A 21,726-nucleotide genomic window follows, 5' to 3' on the forward strand; every position below is an offset into this window, starting at 1 on the left:
GGAATTGTATGCTCATAAACTGCGTGGCCTACCAGGATGGCAAAAAACTGGCCGACTTGCCGATCGACGATATCAGCGACTACGTGGAGCGCCCCGACTGCTTCGTCTGGGTCGCCCTGCTCGACGCCACGCCCGATGAGCTGAAACAGATGCAGCACGAGTTTTGCCTGCACGAGCTGGCCGTCGAGGACGCGCAGCGCGGTCACCAGCGCCCGAAGATCGAGGAATATGGCGATTCCCTGTTTGCCGTCGTGAAAACCGTGGAAATGGTCGAGAATGACCTGGTGCTGGGCGAAGTCGATATCTTTGTCGGCGCCAACTATGTGCTTTCGTCGCGCAGCAACAGCTCGCAAGGCTTCCTCGGCGTGCGCGCGCGCGCCGAGCGCGAACCGCATCTGCTGCGCCAGGGCTCGGCCTTCGTGCTGTACGCGCTGATGGATGCCGTCGTCGACCGTTACTTTCCCGTGCTCGACGCGCTGGAATCGGAGCTGGAATTGATCGAGGACCGCATCTTCGACCGTGGTACCGAGCGCGACAATATCGAACGGCTATACCAGCTGAAGCGCAAGGTCATGGTCTTGCGCCACGTGGTGGCGCCGCTGATGGAGGCGGTGGGCAAGCTGCACGGCGGGCGCGTGCCGCCGCTGTGCCACGATACCCAGGAATATTTCCGCGATGTGCACGACCATCTGGCGCGCATCAATGGCACGCTCGATACCATCCGCGACACCATCAGCACGGCGATCCAGGTGAATCTGTCGATGGTGGCCATCGATGAAAGCGAAGTGAACAAGCAGTTGGCGGCCTGGGCGGCTATTTTTGCCGTCTTCACGGCCTTTGCCGGCGTGTGGGGCATGAACTTCAAGTTCATGCCGGAACTCGACTGGCAATATGGCTATCCGGTGGCCGTTGGCTTGATGAGTTGCGTCTGCGGTTATATGTACTACCTGTTCAAGCGTTCTGGCTGGCTATAAAAATTTCCTGCACATCTGTATTATTGGACAATATCCGGAGGTACAATCGCGGCAGGTCCGCTGACTCGTGCCCTTACTGAGGATCGCCGCGCCGGCAGTGTTGCCTGCGCTACCCGTGCCGTGCAGGAGCATTCATGAGTATTCCGTTGTTTGATGTGAATTCGCAAGAACCCCTGTTCGATCCCGAGCAGCGGCGCACCCTGGCGGAAGCGGCCCTGCGCTCGATCACCGCCTCGACGGCGCGCGCGCGCGGCGACGATTTCCTGCGCATCCTCGTCAAGGAACTGGCCGAAGCGCTCGACGTGCACTATGTGATTGCCGGGCGCCTGGTGCGCATGGAAGATGGCAGCGAAGGCATCCGCACCCTGGCGCTGTGGGGGGGCGACGGCTACCAGCCGAACATCGAATACAGCCTGCAGCATACGCCGTGCCAGGATGTCACCTGCCAGAGCATGTGTTTTCATGGCAGCGATATCCAGCGTCGCTTTCCATTCGATACCCTGCTGGTCGACATGCATGCGGAAAGCTATGTCGGCATGCCGCTGATCGACACCGAAGGCAAGACGCTGGGCATCCTGTCGGCCATCGACACGCGTCCCATCGATGAAAACAAGCGATTGCTGGCCTTGCTGCTGCTGTCGATCTTTTCGGCCCGCAGCGCGGCCGAACTGCAGCACCAGGAGCGTACCCGGCAGCTGGAAGAAATCGTGCGCCAGCGTACCGAGTCCTTGCTGGCGGCGCAGGCCAACCTGATCGAACAGGAGCAGATGGCAGCGCTGGGTTCGCTAGTGGCCGGCGTGTCGCATGAAGTCAACACGCCCGTGGGCGTGGCGCTGACGGCCGCGTCGAGCATGGGCAGCTATGTCGACCAGCTGGTGCAGCTGCTGGGCGGCGCCAAGGTCAGCCGTGCCGAGCTGATCGATATCGCGCAAGCCTTGAAGGGCGCGGCGGCCCTGGTCGAACGCAACCTGGCGCGCGCCGCTGAACTGATCGGCAATTTCAAGCAGCTGGCCGTGGACCAGGTCAGCGAATACGTGGCCGACCTGGTGCTGCATGAGTATGTGCATGGCCTGGTGTCGGCCCACAGCCCCGAACTGCGCAAGGCGGCCCTGAAGGTGGAACTCGACATCGCCCCCGATTGCCGGGTGCGCCTGGCGGCGGGCAAGCTGTCGCAGATCCTGTCGAACCTGTTGATGAACAGTGCGCGCCATGGCTATCCGCATGGCGGGCCAGGGCATATCGTCATCCGCGCGCGCATCGAAGCGCAGGAGGGGGACGCGCAGTGGCTGGCGCTGGAATTTTCCGATGATGGCGTGGGCCTGGCGCCGGCCGTGCGCGAGCATATGTTCGAACCGTTTTTCACGACCAAGCGGGGCCAGGGCGGCTCCGGCCTGGGCATGCATATCGTGTATACGATCGTGCAGCAGCTGGGCGGAGAGGTGCGTGCCATCGAGAGCGCGCCCGGTTGCCATATCCACATCAAGCTGCCGTTGGCGGCCTGATGTGGCGATGCCGCGGCGTCAGGCGGCGGCGATGGACAGCGCCACCGCCTCCGCCACCTTGATGCCGTCGACGGCCGCCGACAGGATGCCGCCCGCGTAGCCGGCCCCTTCGCCGGCGGGGAACAGGCCGCGCGTATTCAGGCTTTGCAGGTCGTCGTCGCGGCGCTTGATGCGGATCGGCGACGAGGTGCGCGTTTCCACGCCCGTCAGCACGGCATCGGCCTTGTAGTAGCCCTTGATCTGCTTGTTGAACGCGGGAAACGCCTCACGCAGGGCCGTGATCGCGTACTCGGGCAGCGAAGGCGCCAGGTCCGTCAGGTGCACGGCCGGCTTGTACGAGGGAATCACGCTGCCGAACTCGGTCGAGGCGCGGCCGGCGACGAAGTCGCCCACCAGTTGGCCCGGCGCATCATAGTTGCCGCCGCCGAGGGCGAAGGCGCGCTCTTCCAGTTCGCGCTGCAGCGCGATGCCGGCCAGCGGGTCGCCCGGATAGTCGGCCGGCGTGATGCCGACAACGATGGCGCTGTTGGCGTTGCGCTCGTTGCGCGAGTACTGGCTCATGCCGTTCGTCACCAGGCGGCCCGGTTCGGATGCCGCCGCCACCACCGTGCCGCCCGGGCACATGCAGAAGCTGTACACGGAACGGCCATTGCTGGCGTGGTGCACGAGCTTGTAGTCGGCCGCGCCCAGAATCGGGTGGCCGGCGCTGGGGCCGAAGCGGCAGCTGTCGATCAGCGATTGCGGGTGCTCCACGCGGAAGCCGATCGAGAACGGTTTCGCTTCGATGTACACGCCGCGGCGGTGCAGCATCTCGAAGGTGTCGCGCGCGCTGTGGCCGATGGCCAGCACCACGTGCTTGCTGGCGATGGTTTCGCCATTGGCCAGCACCACGCCGCGCACCTGGCCGCCATCGGCGCCGGGCACGATGTCGATGTCGACAACCTTGCTCTCAAAGCGGTACTCGCCGCCCAATTGCTCGATGTTCGCGCGCATGGCTTCCACCATCTTGACCAGGCGGAAGGTGCCGATGTGCGGCTTGCTGACGTACATGATTTCCTCCGGCGCGCCGGCCTTGACGAATTCCGTCAAGACCTTGCGGCCGTAGTGCTTGGGGTCCTTGATCTGGCTGTACAGCTTGCCATCAGAAAAAGTGCCTGCGCCGCCTTCGCCGAACTGCACGTTCGATTCCGGGTTCAGTTCGCGCTTGCGCCAGAAACCAAAGGTGTCGACCGTGCGCTCGCGCACCTGCTTGCCCCGTTCCAGGATAATCGGGCGCAAGCCCATCTGTGCCAGGATCAGCGCCACGAACAAGCCGCACGGCCCCGTGCCGATGACGATGGGACGCTGCTCATTGCTGTGGCCAGCCAGCTGTTCGCCGCCGGCGACGAATTTGTATTCGGTATCGGGAGCCGGCATCAGGTGCGGGTCATGCTGCAGGCGCGCCAGCACGGCTGCTTCATTCTTGACTTCCACATGCAGCGAGTAAATCAGGACCACGGCGCTGCGCTTGCGCGCGTCATAGCTGCGCTTGAAGACGGTGTAGCCCAGCAAGTCCGCAGGGGCGAGGTCGAGTCGCTTCAGAATTGCCTCGGTCAGCTCCGCTTCGGCGTGGGTCAGCGGGAGTTTTACTTCATTTAGTCGCAACATAATCCATCTTTTCAAAAAGCCGTCTATCAGCCGCTTTCGGCAGCGCACAAGGCGCTATTTTAACGTAATGGTGCGGCTGCCTGCATGGCTTGTGGTCCGGGCGGCACGCTGGCGGCCATGCGGGCCAAGGCCGGGGTGGCCGCTGTCATGGCGCGCGGATGGCTTGATCGGCAACAGGGACTGGGAAAGCATGATCGGCCGCACCGGCGGCGGCACATCGCGCCTGGGCGCTGAAATCGTGCAACTGCCGGGCGCTCCCATGGCCGTGGCATTCGGTGCTGAGTTGTGCCAGGAAAAATTTCCATCAAGTCGCTCGACAACGTGATGAGCGAGGAAATCATCGGTCTCGGTTCGCTGCGGATCGATGGCCTGCGCCGCCTGAGCGCCGCGCTCACGGAGTGAATGCGCCGGTGTTGACGTTCAACGGTGCCCTGCGCATGGACAAGACACCGGATTTCCCGGCCAATATTTTCCTCGAATGCGGATCTGACGCCGGAAACCTCGTGCAGCCTGGCCTTGGGTGTCGTGGCCGAACCGATCAAGAATTGCAGCGTGGCTGTCGATTACGTCAAGATCGAATGCAGGGATGAAATCAGCACGCGCGCCAAGCAACTGGCCCCTGGCGCCACCGGACTGGGCTGCAGATTCGTTGCACAAGAACGAGATCGCCACCGAAGCCACAAGCTGGGGCGAGGCCGGTTGCCGTACCGCACTCAAGGGTGCGGATCTGCCATGCAACGTGTCCAGCGATGTACGTACGGATGTGAACTTTGCTTACACAGGCTTCAAAAACCTGCGTCTGCTGGCCAATATCAACAACGTCTTCGACCAGGCCCGTCCGATCAACGTGCGTGACGGTTACGCGATGCGTCCGCGCACCCTGAAACTGGGTGCCGAGTACACGTTCTAATAGGAAAGAGCAGGGCGGCGCCTGAAATGGGTCGCCTGATGACTTGCTTGCGCGTAGCCGTTACGCGCAAGCTCAGGCGCAGTGCGGGTAACCGCGCTGCGCTTTTTTGTTGGTGTTATGCGTCTTGCATTCCGCCCCACAGGGCCGCCAGCGTGGCCAGCGCCGTCAGGCCCGCCGTTTCCGTGCGCAGGATGCGCGGGCCCATGGCCAGGCCGATGGCGCCGGCGGCCAGCGCCGCTTTTTCTTCCGTTTCCGAAAATCCCCCTTCCGGCCCCACCATCACAGTCACGGCCTGCGGCGGCTGGTGACGCGCCCAGTCGGCCAGCGACTGCTGCGCGCGCGGCGTTAAAATGATGCGTTTATGTAAATCCTGCTGGGCGCTCCAGCTATTAAAATCCTGCAATGGGGCCAGCTGCGCCAGGCGGTTGCGGCCGCATTGTTCCGATGCGGAAACGATAATGCCTTGCCAATGCGCGAGTTTCTTCTCGGCCCGCTCGCTGGACAGGCGCACGACGCAGCGCTGCGCCGCCAGCGGCACGATGCCGGCCGCCCCCAGTTCGATGGCTTTTTCGATGATCCAGTCCATCTTCGACGCTTCCGGCAAGGCCTGCGCCAGGGTCACGGCATATGGCAGCTCCGCCTCGCGCGCCACGTGGGCCTGTATTTCAGCCGTCACGCTGCGCTTGGCGACCGCCACCAGGCTCGCCTGCACTTCGCCGCCCTCGCCATTGAACAGGGTGATGACGTCGCCCGGTGCCAGGCGCACGACCTGGATATGGTGGGCGACGGCTTCGGGCAGGGAGACGGTGGTGCCGGCGACGAGCGGCTGTGGACAGAAAAAACGCGGCATGCAAATCCTCAACGGGGATGTAAGTGGGGTGGAAAGACATCAAAGTATAGCGATATGGCGGCAGAGTACGCTGCAATTCTAATTTGCGGCCCCCCAGTCTGGTAAAATAGTTGACTACAGAAAGCAGCCGGCTTCCCTGTCCGCGCTGTTGCAAACGAATCCCAAACTCGCGACTGACCCACACCATCATGACAACTACGCTCCCGACTACCAAAATGGCCAATGCGATCCGCGCACTGGCAATGGACGCTGTACAAAAGGCCAATTCCGGCCATCCAGGCATGCCGATGGGCATGGCCGAGATCGCAGTTGCCCTGTGGAGTGGTCACTATCGCCACAATCCCGCGAACCCGAAATGGCAAAACCGCGACCGTTTCCTGTTGTCGAACGGCCACGGCTCCATGCTGCACTACGCGCTGCTGCACCTGACCGGCTACGAGCTGTCGATGGAGGACATCAAGGCCTTCCGCCAGATGCATTCGAAAACCCCGGGCCACCCGGAAGTCGATATCACGCCCGGCGTGGAAACGACCACCGGCCCGCTGGGCCAGGGCATCGCCAACGCCGTCGGCATGGCCCTGTCGGAGCAGTTGCTGGCCGCTGAATTCAACAAGCCCGGCCACGACATCGTCAACCATTACACCTACGCCTTCGTCGGCGACGGTTGCCTGATGGAAGGTATTTCGCACGAAGTGTGCGCGCTGGCCGGCACCCTGGGCCTGAATAAACTGATCGCCCTGTACGATGACAACGGCATTTCCATCGACGGTAAAGTGGAAGGCTGGTTCACGGACGACACCCCGGCGCGCTTCGAAGCGTACGGCTGGAACGTCATCCGCTCCGTCGACGGCCATGACGTGGCCGCCGTGGCTGCCGCCATCGCCGCCGCCAAGAGCGCCAGCAAGCCAACCTTGATCTGCTGCAAGACCATCATCGGCAAGGGTTCGCCGAACCTGCAAGGCGGCGACAAGGTCCACGGCGCCGCGCTGGGCGACAAGGAAATCGCCGCCGTGCGCGAATACATCGGCTGGGATGCCGCACCGTTCGAAATGCCGGCCGACGTGTATGCCGCCTGGGATGCCAAGAAGCAAGGCGCCCTGCTGGAAGCGGACTGGAACGAGCGCTTCGCCGCCTACACCCGCGAATTCCCGCAGCAGGCCGCCGAATTGACGCGCCGCATGCAGGGCGAACTGCCACAGGCATTCGAAGCGGCCCTGAGCGCCGCCATCGCTTCCTGCGTGGAAAAGAAAGAAAACATCGCCACCCGCAAGGCCAGCCAGAACGCCATCCAGGCGCTGGCCTCGTCGCTGCCGGAATTTTTGGGCGGCTCGGCCGACCTGACCGGTTCGAACCTGACCAACTGGAAAGAATGCGTGGCCGTGCGTTCGGGCCAGCCTGGCAACCACATCAACTACGGCGTGCGCGAATTCGGCATGAGCGCCATCATGAACGGCATCACCTTGCACGGCGGCTACATCCCGTTCGGCGCCACCTTCCTGACGTTCTCCGACTACAGCCGCAATGCCCTGCGCATGGCCGCGCTGATGAAGCTGCGTTCGATCTTCGTGTTCACCCACGATTCGATCGGCCTGGGCGAAGACGGCCCGACGCACCAATCGGTCGAGCACGTCTCGTCGATGCGTCTGATCCCGAACCTGGACAACTGGCGTCCGTGCGACACCGTCGAGTCGGCAGCTGCCTGGGGCGCCGCCGTGCGCCGCAAGGATGGCCCGTCGACCCTGATCTTCTCGCGCCAGAACCTGCCGTACCAGGAGCGTAGCGCCGAACAGATCGAGAACATCTTCCGCGGCGGCTATGTGCTCAACGACGTGGTCGATGCCAAGGCGATCCTGATCGCCACCGGTTCCGAAGTGGAACTGGCCGTGGCCGCCGCCAGCGCGCTGGCCTCGGAAGGCATCAATGTGCGCGTCGTGTCGATGCCGTCGACCGACGTGTATGACCGTCAGGACGCCGCCTACAAGGCCAGCGTGCTGACGAAGGGCGTGCCGCGCGTGGCCATCGAAGCGGGCGTGACCAGCGTCTGGTACAAATACGTGGGCCTGGAAGGCGCCGTGGTCGGTATCGACACGTTCGGCGAATCGGCGCCGGCCGGCGTGCTGTTCAAGCACTTCGGTTTCACGGTCGAGAACGTCGTTGCCAAGGTGAAAGCCGTTATCGCTGGCTAATATTGATTTTGAGCAGACCCCGGCAAGGTAGTGCCGGGGGGCTGTGCTGATACCTTTTTTTTTAATCAGGAGCAGAGTATGACGATCAAAGTTGCAATCAATGGCTACGGCCGCATCGGCCGTAATGTGTTGCGCGCTTTCTACGAAGGCGGCAAGAAACAGGATATCCAGATCGTTGCCATCAACGACCTGGGCGATGCCAAATCGAACGCCCACCTGACCCGCTACGACACCGCGCACGGCAAGTTCCCGGGCACGGTTACCGTCGAAGGCGACAACATGATCGTCAATGGCGATCCGATCCGCGTATTCGCACAGCGCAACCCGGCTGAAATCCCATGGGGCGAGCTGGGCGTGGACGTCGTGCTGGAATGCACGGGCTTCTTCACCACCAAAGAAAAGGCTTCGGCTCACCTGAAGGGCGGCGCGAAGAAAGTCATCATCTCGGCACCAGGCGGCAAGGACGTCGATGCGACCGTCGTGTTCGGCGTGAACCACTCGGTGCTGAAATCGACCGACACCGTCATCTCGAACGCGTCGTGCACCACCAACTGCCTGGCACCGCTGGTCAAGCCATTGAACGACGCCATCGGCATCGAAACGGGCCTGATGACCACCGTGCACGCCTACACCAACGACCAGGTGCTGTCCGACGTGATGCATGAAGACCTGCGCCGCGCCCGTTCGGCCACCATGAGCATGATCCCGACCAAGACGGGCGCCGCTGCCGCCGTGGGCCTGGTGCTGCCTGAGCTGAATGGCAAGCTGGACGGCTTCGCCATCCGCGTGCCGACCATCAACGTGTCGCTGGTCGACCTGTCCTTCATCGCCAAGCGCGACACCACCGTGGAAGAAGTCAACGCGCTGATGAAAGCGGCGTCGGAAGGCGCGCTGGAAGGCATCCTGACGTACCAGACCGAACCGCTGGTATCGATCGACTTCAACCACAACCCGGCGTCGTCGAACTTCGATTCGACCCTGACCAAGGTGTCGGGCCGTCTGGTGAAAGTATCGTCGTGGTACGACAACGAGTGGGGTTTCTCGAACCGCATGCTGGACACCACCGTTGCACTGATGTCGGCCAAGTAATTGTTGACCGAATAAGAAAAAACGCCCAGGTAGTTGCCTGGGCGTTTTTTTTCGTCCGTATGATTAGAAACGGCGCCGGTAGAAGCGCCACAAGACGCGCAAGTCGCGCAGCACGGGCACGCCGGACAGGAAGGTCAGCGCGCAGGCGAGGATGATGGTGGCGGCCGGAAAGCCGATATGCTTGAAGGCGAGGGCGCCACTGACGCCGCCGATGAAGAAGCCGGCAATCAGCAGGCAGTGCGTTTTCAGCTTGCCCTGGTTGACCTTGACGACTCTGTCCGGCAACTGGCGCCGGTTGTAGTACGCCATCTTGCCCAGTTCGATACCGATATCGGTCGACAGGCCGGTCACGTGCGTGGTGCGGATGGTGGCCCCCGAGATCTTGGTGATGATGGCATTCTGCAAACCCATGACAAAGCACAGCAGCAAGATGGTGACGGGCCCCAGCACATCCGGCATGGTAGCGAGGTAGTTGCCCGTCAGGCCAAACAACAGGAGCAGCGCCGCTTCCAGCAGCAGGCTGGCGGCATATTGGCTGTGCAGGCGCCGGCGCCGGCCCCAGTTGACCATGATGGCCGTGACGGCCGCGCCGGAAACGAAGGCCAGCCAGGCGCCCAGCGCGGCCAGCGCTACCGTGACATTGCCCAGCGCCAAGTCATCGGCCATGCCCGAGACGATGCCCGTCATGTGCGAGGTATACCCGCCGATGGCGAGAAAGCCGCCCGCATTCACGGCGCCGGCCACCAGCGCCAGCACGCAGCCCAGTTGCAGGTTGGCGCGTTGGTCGCGCGTGGCGCCGCTCAGGCGTGACAAGTAATGCAAGGGCATGGTGAAATATATCCTCGGGCGAGACAGTGATGCTTTCATCATACGCCCCGCCGCCATGAGCTGCTTTCCAGAAAGATTTTTCCAGGCGTAATTGCCACCCTGCCTTACTGTATGCGCACTACCTTGGGCGAGCGCGAAGCACCTTCGATATCGAGGTAGATGGCGCCCAGCATGCCGCGCACCAGCGTGGCTTTCAAGTCCTTGCCAACCACCACGCCATCGCTGCCATCGACCACTTTCCAGCGCTGGCCGTTGGCCAGGGTGATGGTTTGTCCTGGCTGCCAGCCCTCGAACTTGCCCGGAATATGGCTGCTCAGGCTGGCCAGTTGTGGCGCCGCCATCGCATCGGCACGTTTTTGCCTGCCCTCCATGCCGAATGCCTGTTTTTGCTGTTCCACGGTCACGGGGGCGGCAGCCATGCCGGCCGGTGCGGCGCCCACCGGCATGGCGTCATAGCATGCCAGCCGTGCCGCTCCGTCTTGCAAGGTGCGACAGTGTAATGTCGCCGCATCGTTTGCCAGGGCGGGCCCACATACTGCCAGCAAAAGTAATAATTTATTCATATTCATTTCCCTTGTTTTCTTTTGCTGAAAAGAAAACGGCGCACCGTAGCGCGCCGTCGTTGCGAGGAGGGGAGAGCGGTGGCTCCCCATCCGGCGCGGAATTACATCGTCACGCGCATGCCGACATAGTAGCGGCGGCCGATAGGATCATACGTACCCGCGTTGGTGTTGGTGCCCGTGCTGTTGCCGGTCACTCCGCTCAGGATCGGTGCCGCCGACGTGTCGAAGGCATTGTCGATACCCAGGTACAGCTGAATTTGCTTCTTCACGTCGAAGGTGAGCTGGAAGTCCTGGTAGGTACGCGAGCCAACTTTCACCGAGTTCGCTGGCAGGTCGAATCGTCCCGACAGGAACTGGTCATCCAGCGACGAACGGCCGATATAGGTCGTGGTGCTGCTGATGCCGAAGCTGCCCCATTTGTAGGCCAGGTTCAGGTTGGCCTTGTTCTTGGCCGCACCGATTTCACCGGCAAACGGATCCTTGTCTTCACCTTTCAGCGGAATGACGTAACCCTCTTTCACGTAGGTATATTGCATTTTCGCGCTCAGGCGGCCTGGTCCGACCATATCCACCCACGAAGCGGTCAAGTCGATACCTTCGGTACCCAGGCCACCACTATTCGACGACGCCGAATCGATGTAGCTGAGCGTACCGATGTTGTTGCCGCCGCTGGTCGCCGCACGGCGCGTGATGAAGCTGCAGAATGCCGGATTGCCGCCGCCATAGCATTGGCTCAGCGCATACTGGCGCGGGGTGTCGACGATGGCATCGGAGATCTTGATGTCGAAGTAGTCCGCCGTGAAGGTGAACTTGCTCAGCATCGGGATCGAGCGCGGGGTCAGGACCACGCCGATGGTGGTCGAACGGCCTTGCTCCGACTTGAGCTCAGGATTGCCACGATCATAGCCGCTGATGCCTTGCAAGTCCGACTGCGTTTGCGAGAACACGCCATTGGCCTGGATATTGGCCAGCACGGACGGATTCGCACGGCAGCCCGCCGAGAACTCCGTGTTGGATGTCAATGTAACGCCTGAGCACGGATCGGAGATACCTGGTGGGAAGGTTTGCTTCGCCGGCGAATACAGTTCGTTGATATTCGGCGCGCGCGTCGAAATCGAACGCGTGGCGCGGAATTTCACATCCGATGTTGGCGCCCATTCCAGGCCCGTGTTCCAGCTGTTGGTGTGACCGACTGTCGAGTAGTCGCCCACGCGGTAGGCCGCGCGGAAGTCCAGCTGCTTGGCGAACGCCTTGTCTTTCAGCAGGGGTACCAAGGTTTCCAGGTATGCTTCCTTGACATTGAATTTGCCGTAGGTCGGAGGCGCGGCATTGCCGGCGTTCAAACCCGCCTGCGTCAGCGCATCAGCGACGCTGCTCGATTCCTCCTGGCGCCATTCGAAGCCACCCGACAGGCCGACTTTACCTGCGGGCAGCTGGAACAATTCGCCGCTCAAGTTACCACCAGCAATTTTTTGCGTGGTCGACGTGATCAGCGAACCTGGCGCCGCGACATATTTCGCTGCTTCAGGCGAAATCGTATTGTAGCCAAAGATGTTGATAGGTACGCAGCCTTGTGCACGTGCAATGGGGTCCGCGCACTGTACACCGCCTTTGCCGTCAGGAATTGCCAGCAGGGCATTGCGGAAGCTCATGACATTGACTTGACCGGTGGAATTCTGTGCTTCCTTGGTCTTGCCGTAAGACACGAAAGCTTCATAGTTCCAGTCCTTGATCGTGCCTTTCAGACCGGTCGCCAGACGGAAGGTATCGCGTTCCGCCGTGCTGCCGCGGGTACCGACTTCGGACAGGCGACGCGAGAACGAGTAGTCGCGAATGCCATCGCCATCGGTGTCGGTGGCGCGGTCATACAGATACTGTGGCACCAGCGGATTGCGTACGAAAGCGCCATTGACCATGGAGCCGGTTGGTACAGAGCCGTCGGGGAAAACGTTACTTGCTTGCAGGCCAAAAGGTTCCGTGCGCGACGTGACCTTGGTCGATGAATACGTACCTTCGAAGAAGGCGCTGTGGTCTTCGTTGAAGGCATGATTGCCATTAAGGGCAAACAGGAAGCGCTCGGTCGGTACGGCAATCGTACGGAATTCATTGCGGTTGAAACCAGTTGCTGCCTGGGTGGCCGAACCATTGGTATTCCATGGAATAACGTTGCCGGCCTTGTCGTAGGTAAAGTTACCCGCGGTTTTGCCACTACCGTACAGGAAGCGGCCCTGTGGGGCGAGACTCGAATAGAACGGTGCTTGCACCTTGAACAAGTCGGCCGGGTCGTTGGTGGATAAGGCCAGCGACTGGTTGTCGATGTCGGTGCCTGGACGGTTGCGCGAGTACACGGCGCCTTGCTTGGAGTAACCGAAGTGGCCCATGACATTGCTGGCGCCATCGGCGCTGTTGGTGCCGAAGGTGACTGCCAGCTTTTTCTTCGAATCGTCGTGGTAGTCGCTTTGGCCCAGCGATGCGTCGACCAGTACGCCACTGAAGTTGCGTTTCAAAATGATGTTGACGACGCCAGCCACGGCGTCCGAGCCGTAGGCCGCGGAAGCGCCACCGGTCAGCAGTTCCACGCGTTCGATGAAGTCGGTCGGGATGGTGTTCATGTCGACCGCGGATTCGCCCGGCACACCGGAGATAAAGCGGCGGCCGTTGACCAGCACCAGCGTACGCGACGTGCCCAGGTTGCGCAGGTCAACGGTGGCGACGCCGACGCTGGCCGTCTGGAAATTGGAATTGGTGCGGCTGATGCCTGGCGTCCCCAGTGTAGGGTTTTTCAACAGCAGCTCTTGCAAGTTGGTGGCACCGGAAGCGGCAATATCGGCCGAAGTCAGGATTTGCAGCGGGGATGGCGACACGGCATTTGGCGACGTCAGGCGCGAACCGGTGACTTGCACCTTGGTGACGTTTTCCTCTTGTGTCTGAGCAAATGCGGAGTGCATGGTGAGGGCGATACTGCCTGCGCATATGAGCCTGACGGAACGCGCTAGTACTGTTTCATTCAACATTGTCGATTCCCTTGTGTTGTAAGTTAATAGTTATGTTTTAAAAAACTTTACGACGGTTGACTGTACATAGGCGCTACTTTCAAGTCAATTTAATAGTTGCTATCACTAAAAATAACAACAGCTTGTCTTTGTGTTATTTCTATTTTGTAGGGCGATATTTACAAGGCGACTGACCTGAGTGGAGGCGGGCGATTTTGGCTGTCAAATTGCCTGTGACATTTTGTTTTTTAATACCATTCTACTCGGGCATATTCCTGCACAAGGAGGCCATATGTATAGACAATGTCATTCACATGCCCGTGGAATGAGTGTCTGCAATAAGGCGGGAGCATTATTTTTCCTTTATTGCAAAATGATGACAATTATATATTTCACACTATTTTTACTTGATTTTTGATGTTAATGAAGAAAAATAATGAATTTAAGATAATTTTTTCTGCCATTTCATGGTTTTAAAGTTGCATTATTGAAATATAGGTTGTCATTTTTAAATGATTTATCCTGCGTGTCACAGAGCTAGTGCCGTCGTCTGCAATGTTTGTCTCGCGCGCGAAGTCCCTGCAGGGAGGATGTAGGGGAAAATTGTTTTTCTATTGCTGGAAAAATAGGGAAAGGTGAATTGCCGTGGAAATGGAATGTGTTCCTGATTATCGCTGGCTATTTTCCGTAAATTGTATTGAGGTGTGCCGCTTGTATTGAATCTATATGGGATTGAGTTAATCGTGCTGGCCTGAATATTTTATGCCGAGCATATGCATGGGGATAAACTGGAATTGTGGGATGTATTCCCGATTACAGCATTTGGCAAGAAGTGAAAGGGCGCACCGGCGGTGTGACGCTGGCGCACCGAGCGGGCAGTTTTGTCGCTAGAATGACGAAGCTGCCAGCCTGATTTGCTGTGGTAAAGATGCTACAGCGACCTCGGGCCGGCCGCCAGATCGAACTGCTCAGCCGATGTCCTGGAACATGGTTTGCCACAGGCGCTGCACGTTTTCCGCATGCACGCGCACCCGTTCCGGCTCCACCCGTGCCAGGTCCTGCCCTTGCAGGCGCAGCTGGTGCTGCAGCTTGCGCAGCGCGCGGTAGGCGTCGGCCACCAGGGTCGCCAGTTGCGCGTCGATCAGCCCCAGTTCGCCGCACAGGCGCAGCAGGGCGATATTGCCCGAGTTGGCCGTCAGCTGCGGATAGCGGGCCGCATGCTGCAGCACCAGGTATTGCACCATGAACTCGATGTCGATCATGCCGCCCGGATCTTGTTTTAGATCAAAGCTGCCGGGGCGGGGCGGGTGCGCGTCGAGCATTTTCTTGCGCATGGCCACCACTTCGCCCTTGAGCGGGCCGTTTTCCGGGCGCTCCTTGCGCAAGATGGTGTCGCGGATGCGCTCGAAGTGCTTGCCGATGGTCACGTCGCCGGCGCAAAAGCGCGCGCGCGTGAGCGCCTGGTGCTCCCATACCCAGGCCGCGCTGCCCTGGTAGCGCTCGAACGCCTGCACGCTGGACACCAGCATGCCCGAGGCGCCATCGGGGCGCAGCGCGATGTCGATGTCGAACAGGATGCCGGCCGAAGTGTGCGAGGTCATCCAGGTGATGAAGCGTTGCGCCAGCTTGGCGTACAGGCCGGGCGCTTCCTGGTCGTCGTCGTCGAACAGGAAGATCACGTCCAGGTCGGAGACATAGCCGAGTTCCTTGCCGCCCAGCTTGCCATACGCGATGACGGCAAATTTCGGCACTTCGCGGTGGCGTGTCGGTAACGTTTGCCAGACGGCTTGCACGGTGGCGGCGACGATGATGTCGGCCAGCTGCGACAGGTAGTCGGCCAGTTTTTCCACGCTCAGGTCGCCCGCCAGGTCTTGCGCCAGGCACTGGAACAGCTGCGCGTGGTGTGTTTCGCGCAGGATATCCATCTGCCGCTCCGTGTCGCCGGGCGCGTCGTCGAGCTGGCGCTGCAGGTCCAGCGCCAGCGCGGCCGGGTCGGGCACCGTGTTGCGGATGCGTTCATCGAGCAGTTCATCGAGCAGGATCGGGTGCTGCGTGAGGAAGGTGGCGGCCCAGCCGCTGGCGCACACCATGCGCACCACACGCTCGAGCGTATGCGGGTATTCCGTCAGCAGCGATAGATAGGCCGAGCGGCGCGCGATGGCCTCTAAAAAATCGAGCAGCCGGCCCAGGGTGGCCAGCTGGCTGGCATTGCCGTTGGACACGGAGCAGTCGGTGATCAGGGGCAGGGCGGAATTGACGAGGGCCACCAGGCGCGTGCGGCTCGCTTCGGGCAGGGATTGCAGCCGCGGCGCCTGCCAGGTGGCCAGCAAACGGCGCGCGCAGGCGGCCGGCTCATGGAAACCCAGGGCGGCGAAGCGCGCTTCGATGGCTTCCTGCTGGTCGGAAGCGGCGCAGTCGTTCGAGGTCTGCGGGTCGATGCCGGTGTCGGCCGGCGGCGTGCCGCTGCTCTTGTCGCTGAACATCTCGTCGAACTGGCCGGCGACAAACACGCGGTGCGCTTCCAGCTGGGCCAGCAGGGTGGGCGTGTCGGGCAAGCCCATCATCTGCGCCACGGTCAGGCGGTCGGCCTCGTTGGCGGGCAAGGTATGGGTTTGCGCATCGTCCAGGTATTGCAGCCGGTGTTCGAGGTTGCGCAGGAAAGTGTAGGAACCGAGCAACTGTTCCACGATGGCCGGTTCCAATAGCCCCTTGTCCGCCACCGTGCACAGGGTGGCGCGCGTGGAGCGCTCGCGCAGCTCGGCGTCGCGCCCGCCCCGTATCAATTGAAACACTTGCGCAAGGAATTCGATTTCACGGATGCCGCCGCGGCCCAGCTTGACGTTGTTGCTGCGGTCCGGGTGCAGCCGCTCCTGGCGGTTGACCTCGGCGCGGATCTGGCCGTGCATGGTGCGGATGGCATCGATGACGCCGAAATCGAGGTAGCGGCGGAAGACGAAGGGGCGCACGATGGCGTCGAGCGAGGCAATGTCTTCCGCCTTGCCCGTCACGGCGCGCGCCTTGACCCAGGCATAGCGCTCCCATTCGCGGCCCTGCACGATCAGGTATTGCTCCACCATGCCCAGGCTGGCGGCCAGCGGACCCGAATTGCCGTTCGGGCGCAAGGCCATGTCCACGCGGAACGTAAAACCGTCCTGTGTGATCTCGGCCAGGGCGGCGATCAGTTTTTTGCCCATGCGAATGAAAAACTCGTGGTTGGACAGGCTGCGCTGGCCCGGCAAGGTCGCTTGCGTGTCGCCATCTTCCGGGTAGACAAAGATCAGGTCGATATCCGACGAAACATTCAGTTCGCCGCCGCCCTGCTTGCCCATGGCCAATACCATCAAGGCCTGTTCCTCGCCCGATTCCTCGCCGACAGGCATGCCGTGCAGGGCCACCATCTCGGCCATGATGAGTTCCACATGCGTGCGGATGGCGAAATCGGCAAAGCCCGTCATGGCCGTGACCACTTCATTCAAGTCTGCCTGGCCGCCAAGATCGCGCGCGATCAGGCCGCAGACGAGCAGGTTGCGCAGGCGGCGCATGGCCCGTTCGGCCGGCAGCGGCGGCGTGGCGGCGTTCGCCTGCTGGGCCAGCGCGGCGGCAAAATCGAGCCCGTCCAGCGGTGCGTGCACCAGTTGCGCTACCTGCGCGGCGCGCTCGGGGGCGGCGTCCAGCCAGCGCTGGTAGAAACGGGAGGCAAAGATCAAAGGCTGTGTGCTCATGGTATCGGTCAGGGTCTCGTGGATGCTGCGTGCATGTTCTTGTTTAACTTGGCTGCGAACGGCGGGGGATGCGGTAAAATTGTGCCGCCGACGCGAATGCCGCCGGCAGTGCGTGCCCTTCCGGACGATGGTAAGGGAGGCTTTGCTCAGACGCAAGCGCAAGGATGCAGGCGCGCACCACGAATGCAGACGATTTTTGCCATTATTTGACGCCGGGCCAGTTTATTAGCTTATTGATGCAAAAACCGCCAGAAGCAAGCGTGACAGAACATGTGCCATTGGCCCTGCGCTGGCAGCGGCTGCGTGCCGCCTATCGCATGGCCAACCTGGCCACTCACCATGTGCTGGGTTTTACCGTCAAGCTGGTCCTGCTCGCGTATTTCGCCTTTGCCGTGCTGTTTTTATTCCTGCGCTACGCCATCCTGCCGAATATCGATTACTACAAGGGCGATATCGAGCGGGCCGCCAGCCGTGCGCTGGGCAATCCCGTCAGCATCGCGCGTATTTATGCATCCTGGCATGGCGTGCGGCCGAATCTGTTCCTCGGCGACGTGACCCTGCGCGACCAGACGGGTCGCCAGGCGCTGAGCCTGCCGAGCGTGTCGGCCACCTTGTCGTGGTGGAGCGTGCTGGGCTCGGTGCGCTTTGAAACGCTGGAAATCACGCGCCCCGACCTGGACGTGCGGCGCAGCATGGACGGCAAGCTGTATGTGGCCGGCGTGCTGGTAGACAATACCCATGGCAGCGATGGCAAGGGCGCCGACTGGCTGCTGTCGCAGCACGACATCATCATCCGCGACGGCAAGGTGCGCTGGACCGACGAAGTGCGCGGCACGCCGGAGCTGGCGCTGGAGCAGGTTAATTTGCTGTTGCGCAACCGCTGGCGCAGCCATCGGCTGGGCTTGCAGGCAAAGCCGCCCGCTAGCCTGGCCGCGCCCATCGATGTGCGCGCTCACTTCACGCATCCGCCGTTCAGCACGCGCATTTCCGATGTGTCGATGTGGAAGGGCGAGCTGTATGCGGACCTGAAGAACGCCGACCTGGCCGCCTGGCGCCGCTACCTCGACTACCCGTTTGAATTGAGCCAGGGCAAGGGCGCCCTGCGCGCCTGGCTGAGCCTGGATCACGCGCGCCTGGCCGGTTTTACGGCCGACGTGGGCTTGACCGATGTGCAGGCGCGGCTGGGCGAGCATATCGCGCCGCTCGACCTGCTGTCGGTCAGCGGACGCATGTCGGCAAAAGAAGAGCTGTCGGCGCAGGTGCCCGATGGCAAGCCAACCTTTGGCGCGAATGGCCATCAGATCGCGTTGACGAATTTTGCGGTGGAAACACGCGATGGCCTTAGCCTGCCACCCACGACCTTGTCCGAACGCTACATTGCTGCCACGAAGCGCAAACCGGCGCGTACGGAGATCACGGCCAAGTCGCTCGATTTGCAAACCCTGGCCGCGCTGGCCGATAAATTGCCGCTGGGCGAGCAGCAGCGCCAGCGCCTCGACGCTCTGGCGCCGCGTGGGCGGCTGCAGGATTTTTCAGCGCAATGGGAAGGCGAGATGGCGACGCCCGCCAGCTACCGCCTGCGCGGCAAGCTCATCGATCTGGGCCTGAATGCGCAGCCGGCGCGCCTGGCCGTGGCCAAGACGGCCAGCAGTCCTGCGCAGGCGGCCGCACCGGCCATTCCCGGCTTCGACAAGCTCAGCGGCAGCATCGACGCCAGCGACAAGGGCGGCAGCATCGCCATCGATGCCCGCGACCTGGTGCTGCAATTGCCATCCTACCTGAGCGAGCCGGCCCTGCCGTTCGAACAATTCCAGATGCAGGCGCGCTGGGCTTTCGAAGCGGAGAATATGTTGCAGCTTGACCTGGACCAGCTCGATTTCGACCAGCAGGGCTTGCGCGTCGCCCTGCGCGGCACGCACCGCCTGCCGCTCGACGGCAAGAACCTGGGCCAGGTCGACTTGACGGGCACGATCGACAATTTCGAGATCAACACCATCGGCCGCTATCTGCCGCTGCAAACGCCCGAGCACCTGCGCCACTGGCTGACGGGCGCACTGGAAGGCGGCGTGGCGCGCGACGTGAGCCTGCGCCTACGCGGCGAACTCGAGCATTTCCCCTTCAAGGCCGACACCCCCGCCCAGCGCAATGCCGCCCAGCGCAACCGTGGCGACTTCCGCGTGGCCGGCAAGATCGAGAATGGCAAACTGAACTATGCTCCCGGCGAATTCGCGGACAGCGGACCGCAGGCGGGTAAGGCGCCGCTGTGGCCGCAGGCGGAAAAAATCCAGGGCAGCTTCGTCTTCGAGCGGGCGCGCATGGAAATCCGCGCCGACACGGCCACCACGGGCGGCGTGGCCTTGACGAATGTCAAAGCCGTGATCCCCGACCTGACCGTCTTCGACACCCTGCTCGATATCGAGGGCAACGCGGCCGGCCCGATGCAGGAATTCCTCAAGTACGTGACGGCCAGTCCCGTGCTGGGCTGGATCGAGCACTTCACGGATGAAACGACGGCCACCGGCAATGCCAAACTGGCGCTCAAATTGCACTTGCCGATAGAACGCATGCTCGATGCGACCGTGCAGGGCAGCTTGCAGCTGGCGGGCAACGACGTGGTGCTGTTCCGCGACATGCCGCCCGTGCTGGGCACGCAGGGCAAGATCGAATTCAACGAAAAAGGCGTCAACCTGAATGGCTTGAATGGCAGCCTGCTGGGTGGGCCGCTGGCCATCTCGGGCGGCAGCCAGCCCGACAATTCCATCCAGGTGAAGATTGCCGGCAACATGAGCATCGACGGCTTGCGCAAGACGTATCCGGCGCCCGTGCTGCAGCGCCTGGCGAAACATTTGAGCGGCGGCGCCCGCTACAGCGGCCTGATCACGGCGCGCGAGCACCAGCTCATCGTCAATGTCGAGTCGCCGTTGACGGGGCTGGGACTGGATTTCCCCGCGCCCCTGAAGAAGGCGGCCGGCGACAGCCTGCCCGTGAAATTCACGCTGACGGGCAATGCGGCCAATGGCGCCGGCCTGCGCACCGACGATATCCGCATTGCGCTGGGGTCCGGCATCACCGCCCGCTACCAGCGTCAGAAGCAGGGCAAGGATGCCTGGCGCCTGGTGCGCGGCGGCATTGGCGTCAACGTGCCGGCGCCTGAGCCGGACAGCGGCATGATGCTCAACGTCAACATGAAATCGCTGGATGTGGACAGCTGGATCGACGCCGGCAGCGCAATCGCCGGCAGCGGCGCAGGGCCGGCCGACAGCGGCGGCGCCGACGACGATGCGCCCGATATCGCGCAATATGTGGTGCCGGACATGATGGCGGCGCGTGCCAGCGAATTGATGCTGGGCGAGCGCAAGCTGGAAAACGTGGTGGTCGGTGCCACGCACCAGAAGGACGTCTGGCAAGCCAATATCGATGCGAAGCAGGTCTCCGGCTATGTGACCTGGCTGGAAACGCCGTCCGGCCTGGGCAAGATGACGGCCCGCCTGTCGTCGCTGATCATCCCGGAGTCGGCGGCCAACGACGTGAAAAATTTACTGGAGGGAAAGAGTGGCGCCCAGTCGATCCCTTCACTCGATATCGTCGCCGAGCAATTCGAACTGTTCAACAAGAAGATTGGCCGGTTGGAGTTGCAAGCCTATAACACCATGGCGGCCGGCGGGCGCGAGTGGCGCGTGGGCAAGCTGCAACTGTCGAATCCCGATGGTGCCCTGAGCGGCAATGGCAAATGGATCATCAAGGATGGGCAAAGCACGACCAGCCTGCGTTTCGGCCTCGATATCGTCGATGCGGGCAAGCTGCTCGACCGCTTCGGCTTTGCCGACACGGTGCGTCGCGGCAAGGGCCGCCTGAGCGGCGACATCGCCTGGAACGGCTTGCCGTATTCGCTCGATATTCCCACCCTGTCGGGGCAGATCGAGATGAACGTGGAATCGGGCCAGTTCCTCAAGCAGGACCCGGGCGCCGCCAAGCTGTTGGGCGTGCTGAGCCTGCAAGCCTTGCCGCGCTTGCTGAAACTCGATTTCCACGATGTGTTTTCCGAAGGCCTGGCCTTCGACGGCATCACGGCCAACGCCAGCATCAAGCGCGGCGTGGTGACCACCGACAACCTCAAGATGCATGGCGTGGCGGCCACGGTGCTGATGGATGGCACGGCCGATATCGCCAACGAGACGACCAACCTGCATGTGGTGGTGATCCCGGAATTCAACCTGGGCACGGGGCCGCTCGTGTATGCGCTGGCGGTCAATCCTGTGATCGGCCTGGGCAGTTTCCTGGCGCAACTGTTCCTGCGCGCACCCGTGATGAAGGCGCTCACCTACCATATGCAGATCGCCGGGCCATGGAAGTCGCCCGTGGTGACCAAGCTCGATGGTGGTAAATTGGAGCCTGTCGCCACGCCCGCAGCGGCGGCGAAGGATGCTGTGGCGAAATGAGTGCCATTCAGCCAGATCGACTG

General features: G+C 61.9%; 12 protein-coding genes. 6 read left to right on the forward strand and 6 right to left on the reverse strand.

Features of this window, described 5'->3' with window-relative positions:
- The first annotated feature begins 8 nt into the window (after positions 1-8).
- Together corA and AC3RCJ_RS06850 are read left to right on the forward strand one after the other, a co-directional pair.
- Positions 9-974 (forward strand): magnesium/cobalt transporter CorA, encoded by a 966-nt coding sequence (corA, locus tag AC3RCJ_RS06845; RefSeq protein WP_076569087.1) that lies wholly within the window; start codon positions 9-11, stop codon positions 972-974.
- Between the two features lie 134 nt (positions 975-1,108).
- Positions 1,109-2,476 carry an ATP-binding protein gene (locus AC3RCJ_RS06850; protein ID WP_492959235.1) on the forward strand — a complete coding sequence of 456 codons (1,368 nt, stop codon included), beginning with the start codon at positions 1,109-1,111 and terminating at the stop codon, positions 2,474-2,476.
- 18 nt (positions 2,477-2,494) lie between these two features.
- Here AC3RCJ_RS06850 and AC3RCJ_RS06855 read toward each other — a convergent pair whose 3' ends face one another.
- A complete protein-coding gene (locus tag AC3RCJ_RS06855; RefSeq protein ID WP_492959233.1) occupies positions 2,495-4,123 on the reverse strand; it encodes an NAD(P)/FAD-dependent oxidoreductase in 1,629 nt (542 codons plus the stop codon).
- A 586-nt stretch (positions 4,124-4,709) separates the two neighbouring features.
- On the opposite strand from AC3RCJ_RS06855, the gene AC3RCJ_RS06860 reads away from it, so the two are divergent.
- On the forward strand, positions 4,710-5,033 hold the full coding sequence (locus AC3RCJ_RS06860) for a hypothetical protein (protein WP_492959231.1): 324 nt from the start codon (positions 4,710-4,712) through the stop codon (positions 5,031-5,033).
- Positions 5,034-5,148: 115 nt separating this feature from the next.
- Here the strand turns inward: AC3RCJ_RS06860 and AC3RCJ_RS06865 are convergent, their stop codons facing one another.
- Positions 5,149-5,883 carry a 16S rRNA (uracil(1498)-N(3))-methyltransferase gene (locus tag AC3RCJ_RS06865; protein WP_492959229.1) on the reverse strand — a complete coding sequence of 245 codons (735 nt, stop codon included), beginning with the start codon at positions 5,881-5,883 and terminating at the stop codon, positions 5,149-5,151.
- Positions 5,884-6,071: 188 nt separating this feature from the next.
- Here AC3RCJ_RS06865 and tkt point away from each other — a divergent pair, with 188 nt between their 5' ends.
- Positions 6,072-8,069, forward strand: coding sequence for a transketolase (tkt, locus tag AC3RCJ_RS06870; RefSeq protein WP_492959227.1), 1,998 nt, complete (start codon positions 6,072-6,074; stop codon positions 8,067-8,069).
- A 78-nt stretch (positions 8,070-8,147) separates the two neighbouring features.
- The gene (gene gap, locus AC3RCJ_RS06875; protein WP_010395244.1) at positions 8,148-9,158 is read left to right on the forward strand and encodes a type I glyceraldehyde-3-phosphate dehydrogenase; all 1,011 of its coding nucleotides are present in this window, start codon (positions 8,148-8,150) and stop codon (positions 9,156-9,158) included.
- A 63-nt stretch (positions 9,159-9,221) separates the two neighbouring features.
- Here the strand turns inward: gap and AC3RCJ_RS06880 are convergent, their stop codons facing one another.
- The 4 genes from AC3RCJ_RS06880 to glnE form a co-directional block, all read right to left on the reverse strand.
- Positions 9,222-9,986: a YoaK family protein gene (locus AC3RCJ_RS06880; protein WP_492959225.1), complete on the reverse strand. Its 765-nt coding sequence runs from the start codon at positions 9,984-9,986 to the stop codon at positions 9,222-9,224.
- 104 nt (positions 9,987-10,090) lie between these two features.
- Positions 10,091-10,471 carry a hypothetical protein gene (locus tag AC3RCJ_RS06885; RefSeq protein ID WP_492959223.1) on the reverse strand — a complete coding sequence of 127 codons (381 nt, stop codon included), beginning with the start codon at positions 10,469-10,471 and terminating at the stop codon, positions 10,091-10,093.
- A 179-nt stretch (positions 10,472-10,650) separates the two neighbouring features.
- On the reverse strand, positions 10,651-13,563 hold the full coding sequence (locus AC3RCJ_RS06890; RefSeq protein ID WP_492965277.1) for a TonB-dependent receptor domain-containing protein: 2,913 nt from the start codon (positions 13,561-13,563) through the stop codon (positions 10,651-10,653).
- 947 nt (positions 13,564-14,510) lie between these two features.
- Positions 14,511-17,264 carry a bifunctional [glutamate--ammonia ligase]-adenylyl-L-tyrosine phosphorylase/[glutamate--ammonia-ligase] adenylyltransferase gene (gene glnE, locus AC3RCJ_RS06895; RefSeq protein WP_492959219.1) on the reverse strand — a complete coding sequence of 918 codons (2,754 nt, stop codon included), beginning with the start codon at positions 17,262-17,264 and terminating at the stop codon, positions 14,511-14,513.
- A 260-nt stretch (positions 17,265-17,524) separates the two neighbouring features.
- Here glnE and AC3RCJ_RS06900 point away from each other — a divergent pair, with 260 nt between their 5' ends.
- Positions 17,525-21,703, forward strand: a complete 4,179-nt coding sequence (locus AC3RCJ_RS06900; RefSeq protein ID WP_492959217.1) for a YhdP family protein — start codon at positions 17,525-17,527, stop codon at positions 21,701-21,703.
- Positions 21,704-21,726: the final 23 nt, after the last annotated feature.

It is taken from the genome of Janthinobacterium sp. GW822-FHT07H11 (assembly GCF_058798615.1).

Coding starts and splice junctions, on each gene's coding strand:
- AC3RCJ_RS06890 (WP_492965277.1), bottom strand. CDS start 13,563: ATGTTGAATGAAACAGTACTAGCGCGTTCCGTCAGGCTCATATGCGCA.
- corA (WP_076569087.1), top strand. CDS start 9: ATGCTCATAAACTGCGTGGCCTACCAGGATGGCAAAAAACTGGCCGAC.
- AC3RCJ_RS06860 (WP_492959231.1), top strand. CDS start 4,710: ATGAAATCAGCACGCGCGCCAAGCAACTGGCCCCTGGCGCCACCGGAC.
- tkt (WP_492959227.1), top strand. CDS start 6,072: ATGACAACTACGCTCCCGACTACCAAAATGGCCAATGCGATCCGCGCA.
- AC3RCJ_RS06855 (WP_492959233.1), bottom strand. CDS start 4,123: ATGTTGCGACTAAATGAAGTAAAACTCCCGCTGACCCACGCCGAAGCG.
- AC3RCJ_RS06880 (WP_492959225.1), bottom strand. CDS start 9,986: ATGCCCTTGCATTACTTGTCACGCCTGAGCGGCGCCACGCGCGACCAA.
- glnE (WP_492959219.1), bottom strand. CDS start 17,264: ATGAGCACACAGCCTTTGATCTTTGCCTCCCGTTTCTACCAGCGCTGG.
- AC3RCJ_RS06865 (WP_492959229.1), bottom strand. CDS start 5,883: ATGCCGCGTTTTTTCTGTCCACAGCCGCTCGTCGCCGGCACCACCGTC.
- gap (WP_010395244.1), top strand. CDS start 8,148: ATGACGATCAAAGTTGCAATCAATGGCTACGGCCGCATCGGCCGTAAT.
- AC3RCJ_RS06850 (WP_492959235.1), top strand. CDS start 1,109: ATGAGTATTCCGTTGTTTGATGTGAATTCGCAAGAACCCCTGTTCGAT.